This is a genomic window from Cycloclasticus sp. P1 (assembly GCF_000299965.1).
Lineage (GTDB): Bacteria > Pseudomonadota > Gammaproteobacteria > Methylococcales > Cycloclasticaceae > Cycloclasticus > Cycloclasticus pugetii.
Genome location: NC_018697.1, coordinates 2237315 through 2250720, shown reverse-complemented (window position 1 = coordinate 2250720; position 13406 = coordinate 2237315). Strand labels below are relative to the sequence as shown.

At 43.4% G+C, this 13406-nt stretch carries 11 protein-coding genes; 2 read left to right on the top strand and 9 right to left on the bottom strand.

From position 1 onward, the window contains the following. Positions 1 to 94: 94 nt before the first annotated feature. The 4 genes from Q91_RS10835 to Q91_RS10820 form a co-directional block, all read right to left on the bottom strand. A complete protein-coding gene (locus Q91_RS10835) occupies positions 95 to 664 on the bottom strand; it encodes a class I SAM-dependent methyltransferase (protein WP_015006947.1) in 570 nt (189 codons plus the stop codon). Further along, positions 645 to 1727: an FAD-binding oxidoreductase gene (locus Q91_RS10830; RefSeq protein WP_015006946.1), complete on the bottom strand. Its 1083-nt coding sequence runs from the start codon at positions 1725 to 1727 to the stop codon at positions 645 to 647. The genes Q91_RS10835 and Q91_RS10830 overlap by 20 nt, the downstream gene beginning before the upstream one ends. Before the next feature lie 88 nt (positions 1728 to 1815). Next, on the bottom strand, positions 1816 to 2049 hold the full coding sequence (locus Q91_RS10825; RefSeq protein WP_015006945.1) for a VF530 family DNA-binding protein: 234 nt from the start codon (positions 2047 to 2049) through the stop codon (positions 1816 to 1818). Between the two features lie 142 nt (positions 2050 to 2191). Then, on the bottom strand, positions 2192 to 4075 hold the full coding sequence (locus Q91_RS10820; protein ID WP_083857002.1) for an ATP-binding cassette domain-containing protein: 1884 nt from the start codon (positions 4073 to 4075) through the stop codon (positions 2192 to 2194). A 186-nt stretch (positions 4076 to 4261) separates the two neighbouring features. Between Q91_RS10820 and recQ the strand changes: the two genes are divergently transcribed. After that, the gene (recQ, locus tag Q91_RS10815; RefSeq protein ID WP_015006943.1) at positions 4262 to 6376 is read left to right on the top strand and encodes a DNA helicase RecQ; all 2115 of its coding nucleotides are present in this window, start codon (positions 4262 to 4264) and stop codon (positions 6374 to 6376) included. 15 nt (positions 6377 to 6391) lie between these two features. On the opposite strand, the gene Q91_RS10810 is transcribed toward recQ, so the two are convergent. Next, on the bottom strand, positions 6392 to 7948 hold the full coding sequence (locus Q91_RS10810) for a SulP family inorganic anion transporter (RefSeq protein WP_015006942.1): 1557 nt from the start codon (positions 7946 to 7948) through the stop codon (positions 6392 to 6394). Between the two features lie 290 nt (positions 7949 to 8238). On the opposite strand from Q91_RS10810, the gene Q91_RS10805 reads away from it, so the two are divergent. Further along, the gene (locus Q91_RS10805; RefSeq protein WP_015006941.1) at positions 8239 to 9954 is read left to right on the top strand and encodes a lysophospholipid acyltransferase family protein; all 1716 of its coding nucleotides are present in this window, start codon (positions 8239 to 8241) and stop codon (positions 9952 to 9954) included. Positions 9955 to 9993: 39 nt separating this feature from the next. On the opposite strand, the gene dbpA is transcribed toward Q91_RS10805, so the two are convergent. The 4 genes from dbpA to Q91_RS10785 form a co-directional block, all read right to left on the bottom strand. Continuing rightward, a complete protein-coding gene (dbpA, locus tag Q91_RS10800; RefSeq protein WP_015006940.1) occupies positions 9994 to 11376 on the bottom strand; it encodes an ATP-dependent RNA helicase DbpA in 1383 nt (460 codons plus the stop codon). 6 nt (positions 11377 to 11382) lie between these two features. Next, positions 11383 to 11712, bottom strand: a complete 330-nt coding sequence (locus Q91_RS10795; RefSeq protein WP_015006939.1) for a HopJ type III effector protein — start codon at positions 11710 to 11712, stop codon at positions 11383 to 11385. A gap of 13 nt (positions 11713 to 11725) precedes the next feature. Next, positions 11726 to 12292 (bottom strand): elongation factor P-like protein YeiP, encoded by a 567-nt coding sequence (gene yeiP, locus Q91_RS10790; protein WP_015006938.1) that lies wholly within the window; start codon positions 12290 to 12292, stop codon positions 11726 to 11728. 85 nt (positions 12293 to 12377) lie between these two features. Continuing rightward, positions 12378 to 13205 carry a DNA ligase gene (locus tag Q91_RS10785; protein WP_015006937.1) on the bottom strand — a complete coding sequence of 276 codons (828 nt, stop codon included), beginning with the start codon at positions 13203 to 13205 and terminating at the stop codon, positions 12378 to 12380. Between the last annotated feature and the right edge of the window lie 201 nt (positions 13206 to 13406).

Here is a 13406-nt window from a genome sequence, read left to right as displayed (position 1 = left end):
GATAAGGCTTGGAAAATACTAAAACCCACTGAAAGATAATAAAAAGAACCGTGTATAAAGGCGACGCGTGTCTTAAACGTTATGGCATGATTAATTACAGGTGCTCTATCAAAATAAGTTCTGGTGGGCTATTTTTTGTTGCACTAGGTATTTGAATAGTCACCTCGTATTGTTTTTTTGGCAGTGTCTTCGCCCAACTTTTTACAGACTCAGTTTCCTCTCGACCACCAGTATGTCCTGTGTAAGCCAGTATAGAAATAATACCTGGCTGTGCCAACAGGGCAATCGCTGACTCTAATGCCTGAAGCGTAGAGTTTGGCGTCGTTTGCAGTAATTTATCACTACCCGGTAAATAGCCTAAATTAAACATCGCACAACGAATCGAATGAACATCGTCCTTCGTTAAGTAAGCTGATAATTGTGAGTGATCATCTTGTATCAGGCAAACCCGGTGTAATAGTTTTTCTTTGCTTAGCCGTTGCTCTGTTGTGTGCAAAGCGGCGGCTTGTAAGTCGAACGAGTAGACTTTTCCTGCCTCACCAATTTGCTTGGCTAAAAAGAGCGTATCAAAGCCATTACCCATTGTGGCATCAACGGCAATATCGCCCTCTGAAAGATAATTCGCAATATTGTTATGTGCTTGGTTAACGAGTGAAATAGTCATGTGTATACCTATTAATATCAGCGGATGTTGGTAACGGCTCAGCGTGAGTTAAGTAACGTAAAAAGCGTTCTGCATGCCACGGAATGAGGAGTGAGCCCTTGGAGCCGAAACCGTTAAAAACGAGTAAGTTAGACTGCTCAGGATGCTGGCCTAAAAAGGGTTGTTTGTCGCGGGTACCAGGGCGAATACCAACGTTGTGTTCTAGTCGTTGAGCTTGCCTTAAGTGCGGAAAATACGGGTAACACGCATCGAGTAACTCAAGAGCAGCTTTTTCGTTAGGTTTCTCATCCAGTGGTTGCCATTGCCAACTGGCCCCCAATTTGAGTTGCCCGTTAGCAAGGGGCAGTAACCATTTGCCAAACTGCACAATTTCATTTGGCAAAGGATGATCTGTTTTCAGGGTTAAAATATCACCTTGTACAGGCTGCAAAGGAAGCCATGAAAACCATGGGTTATGTTGTAAGTGGTAGCCATCACAAAAAATTATTTTATCGGCAGTGTGGCCATGCCATTCAACAAATGATGAACTGATGTTAAGTTCACTCAAGTCCATTTGTGCCTTGATGAAGCAGCCTTGATGCAGGAAAAAATCACGCAAATGATCGAGTAAAACAACAGTATCAAGGTAAGCACATTGCTGTTGCTTGAAGCCACCCAAGGATGTTTCTTTTAGGTATTTTTTATCTTTTGCATTGAAACGTTCAGCCAAGAAAGGTGCATACTCAGCCTGATTTTTTCGCTTGTTCCACTGGTTTAGCTCAGCGTCTGATTGGAATAGGCGAACCTGTTCCCTTTCATGCAGAAAGGTGAGAGCAAAGAAATTAGCCAGTTCTGCATAAAGTTCCTTTGCTGCTGTAAGGTATTGTTCGACATGGTCAGTTTTAACTAACCTTTTGCCCGTTACCGGGTTAATTAAGCCAGCGGCGGTGCGCGATGCGGTGTGGGTAAGGCAAGGGTCAAGGAGTAAAACAGAGTGACCTTGTTGAATAAGTCGCCAGCCCAACAAGCTACCGGCTAGCCCTTGGCCAATAATCAGGAATTCAACTTTTTTCTTAGGGGTCAATTTAGCCTTTTTTAAACTTGAATAGTGTCAGCGGTGCCTACCTTTCAATTAGGCTGGAATGGGGGCTATTTGCAGTATCTAATAGGAATTATTTTTTCCAAACGCTATTTTGTGTTGCAAGGTAAAGCGTCTCCACTTTTTTCCTAGCCCAAGGTGTTTTGCGAAGAAACTTAAGGCTAGATTTAACAGATGGATCACTAGTGAAACAACGAATGTTTATTTGCTGGCCTAAACTCTCCCAGCCATAATGTTCAACAAGGCTAGTAACAATCGCCTCAAGTGTAAGGCCGTGTAGAGGGTCTTTGTTAGTTTTCTCGTTCATTCCAATGTTGTCCATTCACTCAATAGGTGCTGATGTTACGCATTTGTAAGCGTTAATCAAGCGTGCCCAATATAAAATTGAGGCTTGTTATGGTTAGTTAACTGTTTTTTCGGCCACAAACTGGGCTAGGCTCTTTAACTGATTATATAAGCTCTTCGAGCGCCTCTTGTGCCGTCAGCCAAGCCTCTTCGGTTTTGGCTAGTTGTTCATCAATGCTGCTTTTTTCTTTAATAATGTCGGCTAATTGTTGCTTCTTATCTTGATGGTATAAATCGCTATCAGCCAGTTTGGCTTCAAGTTGTTGTTGTTTCTCCTGCAATTTATCAAGTTGTTTTTCTGCTTTTCTTAGGGCGTCGCGTAGTGGTTTTTGCTGTTGCCTGTTATTCGCTTGCTGCTGTTTTTGTTCTTTACGAGCATTAACGTTTTTGTCGCTAGAGGGGGTGCTGTCATTTTCTTTGGCTTGATTTTTTACCCAGTCGGCGTAGTCACCTAGGTCGCCATCAAAGGGTGTTATTTTGCCGCCAGAGACGAGTAAAAACTGATCAGTGATGGTGCGCAGCAAGTGTCGATCATGGGAAACAATAATCATTGCGCCACTAAACTCTTGTAAGGAGGCACTTAAGGCATGGCGCATTTCTATATCTAAATGGTTGGTCGGTTCATCAAGCAATAATAAATTAGGCTTTTGATAAACCAGAAGTGCGAGAGCTAGCCTTGCTTTTTCGCCTCCAGAAAAGGGCGCGATGGCTTCTAGAGTTTTGTCACCATGAAAGCCGAAACCACCAAGAAAGTTTCTTAAATCACGTTCGGTGGTTTTTTTATCTAATCGCTGCAAATGCAATAAGGGTGATGCATTAGGATCTAATTGCTCTAACTGGTGCTGCGCGAAATAACCAACTTTAAGGCTTTCGGCACATTCAATGCTGCCGCTTGTTGGCTTGTTTTCTTCTGCGAGAAGCTTAATTAATGTCGATTTACCGGCGCCGTTTGGGCCTAATAATGCAAGACGATCACCGGGTTTTATAGACAAAGACACATTATTTAAAATGACCTTGTCAGCGTAGGCCAGTGTTGTCTTTTCAACTTTGATCAGTGGGTTTGAGACTCGTTCAGGCTTGAAAAACGCAAAGTGAAAAGGAGAGTCAATGTGTGCGGCAGAAATCAATTCCATCCGCTCCAGTGCTTTTAAGCGACTTTGAGCTTGTTTGGCTTTGGTAGCTTTCGCTTTAAAACGATCAACATAACTTTGAATATGTGCGCGTTCTTTTTGTTGCCGTTCAAAATTAGATTGTTGCTGCGCCAAGCGTTCAGCCCTAACGCGTTCAAATTGAGAATAATTGCCGCTATAAAGCATCGCACTTTGTTGCTCAATATGTAGAATATTGCCGACAACGGCGTCTAAAAAGTCCCTATCGTGCGAAATAAGTAACAGGGTTCCAGCATAACTTTGTAACCACTCTTGTAGCCAAATAACGGCATCTAAGTCTAAGTGATTGGTTGGCTCGTCCAACAGTAGCAGATCGGAGCGGCACATGAGTGCCTTTGCAAGGTTTAAACGTACGCGCCAGCCACCCGAAAAGCTGGTAACAGGGTTGTTTAAATCGGTGGCTTTAAAGCCCAGTCCATTCATTAAAATAGCTGCCCGCGAGTTGGCGGTGTAGCCTTGAATGGTTTCTAGTTCAGCATACAGCTCGGCGGCACGGTGGCCGTCGTGTTGTTCTTCTGCTTGGGCTATTTTTTGCTGAATATCGCGGAGTTCTTTATCGCCATCGATCACAAATTCAATAGCCGCTTGCTCAGTGGCGGTCAACTCTTGGGCAACGTGTGCAATCACAAAACCCGATTGAATAGAAAAATCACCGCTATCGGGCTGGAGACTATCTAACACCATCGCAAATAAACTGGACTTACCACAGCCATTGGCACCGCTAATGCCAACGCGCTGACCTGCGTGCACGGTAAAGGAAACATTCTCGAATAATACTTTAGTTCCTCGGCGGAGCGATACGTTGCTTAACTTCAACATGTTTTGGGTCGTACAGATGGGAAAGGTGGCATTATACCTAAAGCCTGAGAGCGCTGCTTAAACGACAAGTAAGCACCGCCTAATTTGCTTCTGGTATTGATAATGTCATTGAATGTGAGCCGATTCGTTTAGCTGCGGATAGGCTTGTTTATGCGATAATTATATTTTTTATTAGCCCTTGAATTGATGAATCGCGCGCAATCTATTTTACAGTCAACGTTTGGTTACGACGCTTTTCGTGAGCCACAAGGTGAGATTATTCATGAGTTAGAGCAAGGGCGCGATGCCTTTGTGCTGATGCCCACTGGCGGCGGTAAGTCGCTGTGCTACCAAATTCCAGCCGTATTGCGTGATGGCACTGCGATTGTTGTATCGCCGTTGATTGCGCTGATGCAGGATCAGGTGGATGCGCTTAATCAACTGGGTATTAAAGCAGCCTATTTAAATTCAACACTCAATGTCGCTGAGGCGCGAGAAGTGGAGGCGCAATTATTAAATGGCGCTTTAGATTTATTGTATGTGGCGCCAGAAAGGTTGTTGAACCCTATTATGCTGTCGTTGTTGGAGCGCTGTCATATTGCCTTGTTTGCGATTGATGAGGCGCATTGTGTGTCGCAATGGGGGCATGACTTTAGGCCAGAATATCAAAAGTTACGTGTGCTGCATGAGCGTTTTCCACAAGTGCCGCGTATTGCATTAACCGCCACAGCTGATCAACGTACGCGCGATGAAATTATTGCGCAATTACAACTTGAAGGGGCGCGGGTATTCATCAATAGTTTTGATCGGCCGAATATTCACTATGCTATTTCTGAAGGTAATAACCCGAAATTACGGTTGTGGCGCTTTATACAAGAAAATCATGCGCAAGATGCAGGCATTGTGTATTGCCTATCACGCAAGAAAGTAGAAGCGACTGCCGAATGGTTAACAGAACAAGGGCGTATCGCATTGCCTTATCACGCGGGCTTATCGCAAGAGCTTAGGCAAAAAAACCAACAGCGTTTTTTACGCGATGAAGGGGTGATTATTGTCGCTACAATCGCCTTTGGTATGGGCATAGATAAGCCGGATGTACGTTTTGTAGCGCACTTAAGTTTACCAAAAAGTATTGAGGCGTATTATCAAGAAACCGGTCGTGCAGGCCGTGATGGCGAGCCTGCAAATGCCTGGATGGCGTATGGCCTACAAGATGTATTGACGCTGCGACAATTTATGCAAAACTCCAAGGCCGATGAGGCGCATAAGCGTGTCGAGCATAATAAATTAGAATCTATGCTGGGGCTTTGCGAGCTGATTGCTTGTCGGCGGCAAGCCTTGTTAGGCTACTTTGATGAGCGGTTAGAACAGCCATGTGGTGCCTGTGATAATTGCACAACACCGCCTGAAAAATGGGATGGTTCTGAAGCGGCGCAAAAGATTTTATCGAGCATTTATCGTACAGGGCAACGCTTTGGGGTTAATTATATTATTGATGTCTTAATGGGCAAGGCTGATGACCGTATCCGGCAAAACCAGCACGAGCAGTTAAGTACCTTTGGCATTGGTAAAGAATTCTCAACGATGGAATGGCGAACTATTTTTAGGCAGTTGATAGCGCTTGGCTTTATTAATGTTGAAGCAGAAAGCCATGGCTCGCTAACACTGACAGAAAAATGCCGACCAGTGTTACGTGGTGAACAAAAACTGGCGCTAAGAAAGCAAACAAAAGAAGAAAAGCTGGCAACAGAAAAAAAGAAGAAAAGCCCTGTTCGCCCACAAGACGAGCCGTTATGGGACGCTTTACGAGCTTTGAGAACGCAACTAGCGGAAGACAGTGGTGTGCCGCCCTATGTCATTTTTCATGATGCAACCTTAATGGAAATGATTAAAAAGCGCCCGGTTGAGATTGGCGATATGCGGTATATCAGTGGCGTGGGTGATCAAAAAATAAAGCGTTATGGCCAGGTTTTTTTGGCAGAAATTGCAAAGTACCCGTTAGCAGAATTATTGAATAATCGGCTTAGCGCAACGGTTAATGAGACGCTCATGTTGTATCAAGAGGGTTTAGATATAAAGGCGATTGCAACACAGCGCGATATGAAAGAAAACACGGTATATGGACATTTAGCCGATGCAATTGAAGCAGGGCTACTGGATGTCAAAGAGGTACTCGATTTAGACGACAGTGAATATCAAGAAATCATCATGACTATAGAGTCTTTGGAAGATGAGTCAAAAGGCCGCATTAAACCTATCTATGAGGCCTTGGATGAAGAGTATGAATACGGCATTATTAAATGCGTTCAAGCCTCTATGTAAGGCAGGCTAACATTGTTAGCCTAGTTCATCATCAGCAATTGAATATTTTGGGTCTTCAATCACGTTAACTTCAATTAGCTTTCTAGCCTTGTGTAATAATTTGATGCACTCTGGGCTTAAATGACGTAAATGCAGTGTTTTGCCTTGCTTCATATACCGCTCTGCCAAGGCGTCAATGGCTTCAATGCCTGAATGGTCAGACACGCGTGAACGTGCAAAATCAACAATCACTTCTTGTGGGTCGTTAATGGGGTCAAACTGATCACGAAAGTGGTGGATTGAAGCGAAAAAGAGTGGTCCAGTTGGCTTATAGATCTTAACGCCATCTTTTTCTTCAATATCAAAGTGCATGTTTTTGGCATGTTTCCAAGCAAACACTAAGGTAGACATTAAGACTCCCACGACAACCGCAATGGCTAAATCAGTTAGCACGGTAACAACCGCAACAGTAATACCCACAAGCGTATCGGAAGTTGGGATGCGGCCCAATAAGCGGAAGCTGGCCCATTCAAATGTACCCAGTACCACCATAAACATCACGCCGACTAACGCGGCAACGGGGATCATTTCAATCAGTGATGAGCCAACTAAAATAAAGGCGAGTAAGAATAACGCAGCGGAAATCCCCGAAGCGCGTCCGCGGCCACCAGAATTAATGTTGATCATGCTTTGACCAATCATCGCGCAGCCACCCATTCCACCAAAAAAACCGGTAGCCACATTGGCAACGCCTTGACCAATGCATTCTTTATTTCCACGGCCACGCGTTTCGGTTATTTCATCAATCAGAGTTAAGGTTAATAAAGACTCAATTAAACCAATGGCAGCAAGAATCAGTGCATAAGGGAAAATAATTTTCAGCGTTTCAAGATTTAGCGGCACGCTAGGGAAATGGAATTGCGGTAAGCCGCCAGCAATAGTCGCCACCGGATCGCCAGTCATATCGACAAGCACATCTTGAACGGTACGTAAGTCCATATCTAAGCCAATAGAAATGGCAACGATGGTTAAGATCGCAGCCAATGATGATGGAATGGCCTTCGTTAATTTGGGTAAGAAATAGATAATGGCCATGGTCAGCGCCACCATGCCTAACATTAATGTCATCTGCTCACCTTGTAGCCAAGCAAGCTCGCCGGTGACCGGATCAAGGAATTGAAATTGTTGCAGCTGAGCCATAAAAATAACAATCGCTAAACCATTCACAAAGCCTAACATCACAGGGTGTGGCACTAAGCGAATGAATTTTCCTAAGCGAAAAACTCCAGCCAGCACTTGTAAAACACCCATTAAGACAACGGTTGCAAATAGATATTCAACCCCATGAGTTGCCACCAAGCTCACCATAACAACAGCCAGTGCGCCGGTTGCGCCAGAAATCATTCCCGGACGGCCGCCAATAGCCGCGGTAATTAAACCGACCATAAAAGCAGCATATAAACCGACTAAGGGTTCAACCCCTGCTACGAAAGCAAAGGCAACGGCTTCGGGTACTAGAGCTAGTGCAACGGTAAGGCCAGAAAGAAGGTCACTTTTTAGGCTTTGAGAACGAGAAAGGATAAGTTGAAACATAGGGATTTGCAGACAGTTATATAAGGAGCATTAACATAATGAAACATTCAATCGAACATTATAGCAGAGAGTGTGCATTTGCAGCATTCATTAAAGCGTCAAGCAATTGTTATAAAACGTTCATAAACAAAGATTATTCTAGCGATAAATTAAAAACTAAATAGTGATATGAACTAGGAAAACTTCATGAAAACGGATCAAGGTTTGAGGCCATCGCTAATGCTTTATAAGCACGTTTTTGCTGGCTAGCCCTCGAAAATTTTAGTAAAAATAACGGACGATTAAGCAGTATGCTAAATATTGAGCAAACAATAGAGCAAAAATTCCCAAATTTTGAGCAACGTGGCTCATGGTTTAAAAAACCAACGGTTGGTTTTTTAAAAAAACTGATGCATGAAAATGAAGTGAATCAATTCCTAGAAGATCATCAAGATGACGAGGGGTTTGATTTTATTGATCAAGTATTTGCATTTTTTAACTTTAGTTACTCAGCATCACACAGTGACAGGGCTAATATCCCCGCCAGTGGCCGCGTCATTATTGTTGCTAATCACCCACTGGGTGCGCTCGATGGATTATCGTTATTAAAGCTTGTTGGTGAGGTGCGCCGCGATGTAAAAATAGTGGTTAATGACATGTTAATGGAGTTTAAGGCGCTAGACAGTCTATTATTACCCGTTGATAATTTAAGAAAATCAACGCAAAAGAGTAGTATTTCGCGTATTTTGCAGAGTTTAAATAATGAAGAAGCCGTTATTATTTTTCCTGCAGGCGAAGTGTCAAGAATGAGACCGAACGGAGTACGTGACGGAAAATGGTCGAGCGGATTCTTAAGTTTTGCTAAGAAAACCCAAGCTCCTATTTTGCCAATTTACGTTAAGGCGCGGAACTCATCTCTTTTTTATAGCAGTTCAATGTTCTACAAGCCTTTATCAAGCATGTTGTTAGCGCATGAGGTTTTTAATAAAAACTCGAAAACGATAAGCTTCAAGGTGGGCGCTCCCATCCCATACCGTTTTATAGATAGTTTGCCATTAAAACGTAAAGAAATTGCGCGATTGGTTCGTCGCCATGCTTACTTGCTAGGTAAAGGAAAAAAGAGCCTGCTGGAAACAGAACAGACCATTATTCACCCGCGTGATCGAAAGGCCCTGAAAAATGAGTTAAAAGAGGGTGAGTTACTGGGCGAAACAGCCGATGAAAAGAAAATATACTTATTTGATTATCGACCGGACTCTGCGGTCATGAATGAAATTGGGCGCTTAAGGGAAATGACTTTTCGGCGTGTCGGTGAAGGCACAGGCAAAAGCCGAGATCTTGATCGGTATGATAAGCATTATCGCCATATTATTTTGTGGGATGAGCAAGAACTTGAAATTGTAGGCTCTTACCGACTTGCTGAAGTAAAACGCTTAATGGATTTAGACAAGGGTCGAGGCATTTATAGCCAAGAACTTTTTGACTATAACATGCAGAAAGTTGCTCCTTATTTTGAACAGGGTATAGAACTTGGCCGTAGTTTTGTCAGCCCTAAGTATTGGGGTAAACGCAGCTTAGACCACTTATGGTATGGCATTGGCGCCTATCTTAGAAAGTACCCCTCAGCACGCTACTTATTTGGCCCTGTTAGCTTAAGTGATGCTTACCCTGAACTAGCTAAAGCGCTGATTGTGACGTTCTATCAGCATTACTTTCCTGATGCCGATTGCTTAGCCATCTCTCGAACGCCCTATATTATGAGGCCAGAAATAAAAAAGCAGGTGGCAGATGTGCTGACTGGCAATAATCAAAGTGACGACTTTAGAGTCATGAAAGAACACTTAGCGCATATGAATGCCACCGTACCAACCTTATACAAGCAATACGCCGATTTATGTGATGAAGGCGGTGTTCGCTATATTGATTTTAATGTAGATGCGAACTTTGGACACTGTATAGACGGGCTGATCATGACCGATATGCATAAACTAAAAGCTAAAAAGCGTTTACGCTACGTAGGCGGTTAATGCTATTAACCGCGATACAAGAGTAGACAGCCGTTTTAATTAGCGAACCTTCCGTGCTTTAGCCGGGCGGCCTTTAATTTTCCCATTGGCGAGGTAGTTCAGTGCTTGTCGCACAGCCTCATGTTCAAGCGCCACATAACTGGAGCGGTCAAAAATATCTATTTTGCCGATTTGCTTGCCTTCTAAGCCAGCATCGCCGGTTAGTGCCCCTAAAATATCGCCGGGGCGAATTTTATCTTTACGGCCGCCATCAATTTGAATGGTAACCATTGGCGGGTAGAGCTTGTAGCTACTATCGCGGTCCAACGATAAAGGGCTATCTATTAAACAAGGTTTGTGTTGATATTCTTCAATTGCTTTCACACGCACTTGCTCATGTTCAGCAAATAAGCTCATGGCGAGCCCAGTTTCGCCGGCACGGCCGGTTCTTCCGATACGATGCACGTAAATTTCAGGATCGCGAGGCAGTTCGTAATTGATGACCATGCCGATGGATTTAATATCGAGCCCACGAGCAGCCACATCGGTTGCAACCAGTACGGAGCAACTATTATTAGCAAAGCGAACCAGTACTTGGTCACGCTCACGCTGGTCAAGGTCGCCGTGTATCGCTAATGATTCAATATTATGCTCGCGTAAAAACTCAGCCATCTCACTACACTGCGCCTTGGTATGGCAAAAAACAACGGCTGTATTTGGGTGGTAGTGCTCAAACAGTGCAAGCAACGTATTATTACGCTCGTGTTTTTTAACTTGGTAGAACAACTGCTCAATCACATTTTGTTGATGATCTGATTCAACGGTGATGGCGACAGGGTCACGTTGAATAGAGCGGCACATGGCCTTAATTTCATCTGGGTAAGTGGCTGAAAAGAGTAATGTTTGACGAGACTTAGGCGTGTGCCCAATGATATCTGTCATCACGTCGGCAAAGCCCATGTCTAGCATTCTATCGGCTTCGTCTAATACTAAGGTTTTCAACTGACCGATATTTAAAGTACGTTTTTTCAGATGATCCTGAATACGGCCGGGTGTACCAACAACTATATGAGCGCCATGTTCTAATGAACCGACTTGTGGTCCAAAAGGTTTGCCTCCACACAGCAGTACCAGTTTTATATTAGGCACACTACGGGCGAGTTTACGAAGCTCTTTACCGACTTGATCGGCTAATTCTCTGGTAGGGCAGAGTATTAAAGCCTGAGTGCCAAAAAATCGCGGATTTATTTTTTCCAGTAAACCAACCCCAAAGGCAACGGTTTTGCCGCTACCTGTTTTAGCTTGGGCAACAACATCCTTGCCTTTTAAGACCTGAGGCAGGCTTTGGGCTTGTATGGGTGTCATCTGTTGATAGCCTAGGCTCGCTAAGTTTTTAAGCTGAGCAGGGGCAATGGCTAACGTGGAAAAGTTTTTATTTGGCATGAGTTTTTATTTTTCAGTTAATGCGGTGCCTGAGAAACTGACGCCACCCCAACTATGTTGCATAAAGTTACGAATATTTTGGTGATCATCCGCATCAGGGGTGTTGAGAACATCTTGGTAGTAATGCCCGAAACAGGCAAGGGTTTGCTCTTGCGTGAAGTCATTGAGCTTTGCAAAAGCAAATAATTTGCAGGTAATATCATTGGTGCCGGCTGCATTAGAGACCTCTCCATTTTTAAAATCCACAGGGTGGTAATCATAGAGGGTGTCGATCAGCTCAATGACGGTTTCAACATCAATAGAAGGGTTGTTTTTGATAGCTTCAATACGGTTCATTGGTTTCTCCTTGTTAAGCACGTGACATAAATTTGCCGGTGCTGGTATTTATTTTTATAAATTCGTCAGTGTCGATATATTCCGGCACTTGAACTTCTAGCCCAGTGGTTAGCGTAGCTGGTTTGGTTCGAGCAGAGGCTGAGGCACCTTTTAAACCGGGCGCGGTATCCACTATTTGTAAGCTAATAGTGGCCGGTAATTCAATAGCAACCAGGGCTTCTTCTAGTAAAATACCCACTAGGTTATCGAGCCCTTCGCTTAGGTATTTAACTTGTTCTTCAATGTCTTCGGCATCTAATGTGTATTGATCATAGGTGTCTAAGTTCATGAAGGTATAGGCGTTACCATCTTGATAAGAAAACTGTAAATTGGCTTTTTCGCAATCGAGATCCTTCAGAAAGTCATCGCCTTTTAAGGTTTCATCACGTTTTTGCTTGCTTTTAAGGTGATTAAAGCGAACCTTATAAAGGGTAGAGGCTCCACGAGATGATGGGTTGCGTACGTCGATGCTTTTAACCGCATAAGGTTCGTCATTGACTTCAACAACCATTCCGCATTTTAAATCGCTGGCTTTAGGCATGTGTGTTCCATGTGTTTGATTAGGCGTAATTATACGCCAACATGAAAAGCGCAATGAAAAACTCTTTTGTTTGATTTACGGGTGACTAAGGTTTGTTAAACGGTCTTAAATAGACAGGAAATCGATAGCGCCCTTTTTTGGTTAGGCCATAATATTTAAACGTGATTTGACTGCCTATAAGGGGCGGGTCAGTTCTGTCTTTATTTGAAAAGCCAGAACCAATGGTTAACTGTTTGCCCTGTGAAGTCAGGCAGAGTATAGAGCCCATTTTGCCTTGATATTGTCCTTTGCCGGGGAGGACTTTTAGCACGGTACATTCTGTGTCGGTGTATTCCTTTAGTTTCAATGCTGAAGATAACCGACCTGTTTGATAGGCTTGATTAGGGTCTCTAACTACAACGCCTTCACCTTGGTTAGCAGTAATAGAGTGTAAAAAGCGCTGTAATTGTTTTTTATTGTTAACGGTTGTTTGCTGAATGATCTGAATGTACGGCGTAGGGTTCTTATCTAGATAGTTTTGTAAAACCTGTAGCCGTTTATGTAAATTACCTGTTTGATTGGGCACATCAAATATTTGGTGGGTAATATGTTTCCATCGTTCACCAGCATGTTGGCTGTTAACAATTGAGCTGATGTTTTCAAAGTCGGCTCGCTGGGTCCATAGTTCGCCATCTATTGGAAAAGGTGGGTAGTTCTGGGTAAACCATGCTGGTGGGCTAAGTATTTTTCCCCCTCGGCTAATGAGCTTGTTGCCATCCCAATAGCCGCGTACACCATCGAGTTTTTCGCTCATAAGCCAACCTGTCACAGGAATGTCTTGATGGTAGTTTTTAAGTAAAAATATATCGGGTTTAGCAGCGTAAGCTGGCAACGATATAAGGCTTATTAATATAAAAAAGATCCGTTTTTTCATTTTCCATTGCTTCGAAGCGTTGGTGATATTTATGCGTGGCTGGTGATTCTGCTCATATACCCTAGTATTTATAATAGCCTAGTTGTTTTGGCGTGGATTAAATTATCGGGGAATTTTGAACTCGGCCGAATTATTTACCGTGTTCTTTATTTTCAGCGTTATTGCCATAACTTGTTCAGATATGGTAACCATTAGTCCAGC

Coding starts and splice junctions, on each gene's coding strand:
- Q91_RS10835 (WP_015006947.1), bottom strand. CDS start 664: ATGACTATTTCACTCGTTAACCAAGCACATAACAATATTGCGAATTAT.
- yeiP (WP_015006938.1), bottom strand. CDS start 12,292: ATGCCTAAAGCCAGCGATTTAAAATGCGGAATGGTTGTTGAAGTCAAT.
- recQ (WP_015006943.1), top strand. CDS start 4,262: ATGAATCGCGCGCAATCTATTTTACAGTCAACGTTTGGTTACGACGCT.
- Q91_RS10810 (WP_015006942.1), bottom strand. CDS start 7,948: ATGTTTCAACTTATCCTTTCTCGTTCTCAAAGCCTAAAAAGTGACCTT.
- Q91_RS10805 (WP_015006941.1), top strand. CDS start 8,239: ATGCTAAATATTGAGCAAACAATAGAGCAAAAATTCCCAAATTTTGAG.
- Q91_RS10820 (WP_083857002.1), bottom strand. CDS start 4,075: ATGTTGAAGTTAAGCAACGTATCGCTCCGCCGAGGAACTAAAGTATTA.
- Q91_RS10785 (WP_015006937.1), bottom strand. CDS start 13,205: ATGAAAAAACGGATCTTTTTTATATTAATAAGCCTTATATCGTTGCCA.
- Q91_RS10825 (WP_015006945.1), bottom strand. CDS start 2,049: ATGAACGAGAAAACTAACAAAGACCCTCTACACGGCCTTACACTTGAG.
- Q91_RS10795 (WP_015006939.1), bottom strand. CDS start 11,712: ATGAACCGTATTGAAGCTATCAAAAACAACCCTTCTATTGATGTTGAA.
- dbpA (WP_015006940.1), bottom strand. CDS start 11,376: ATGCCAAATAAAAACTTTTCCACGTTAGCCATTGCCCCTGCTCAGCTT.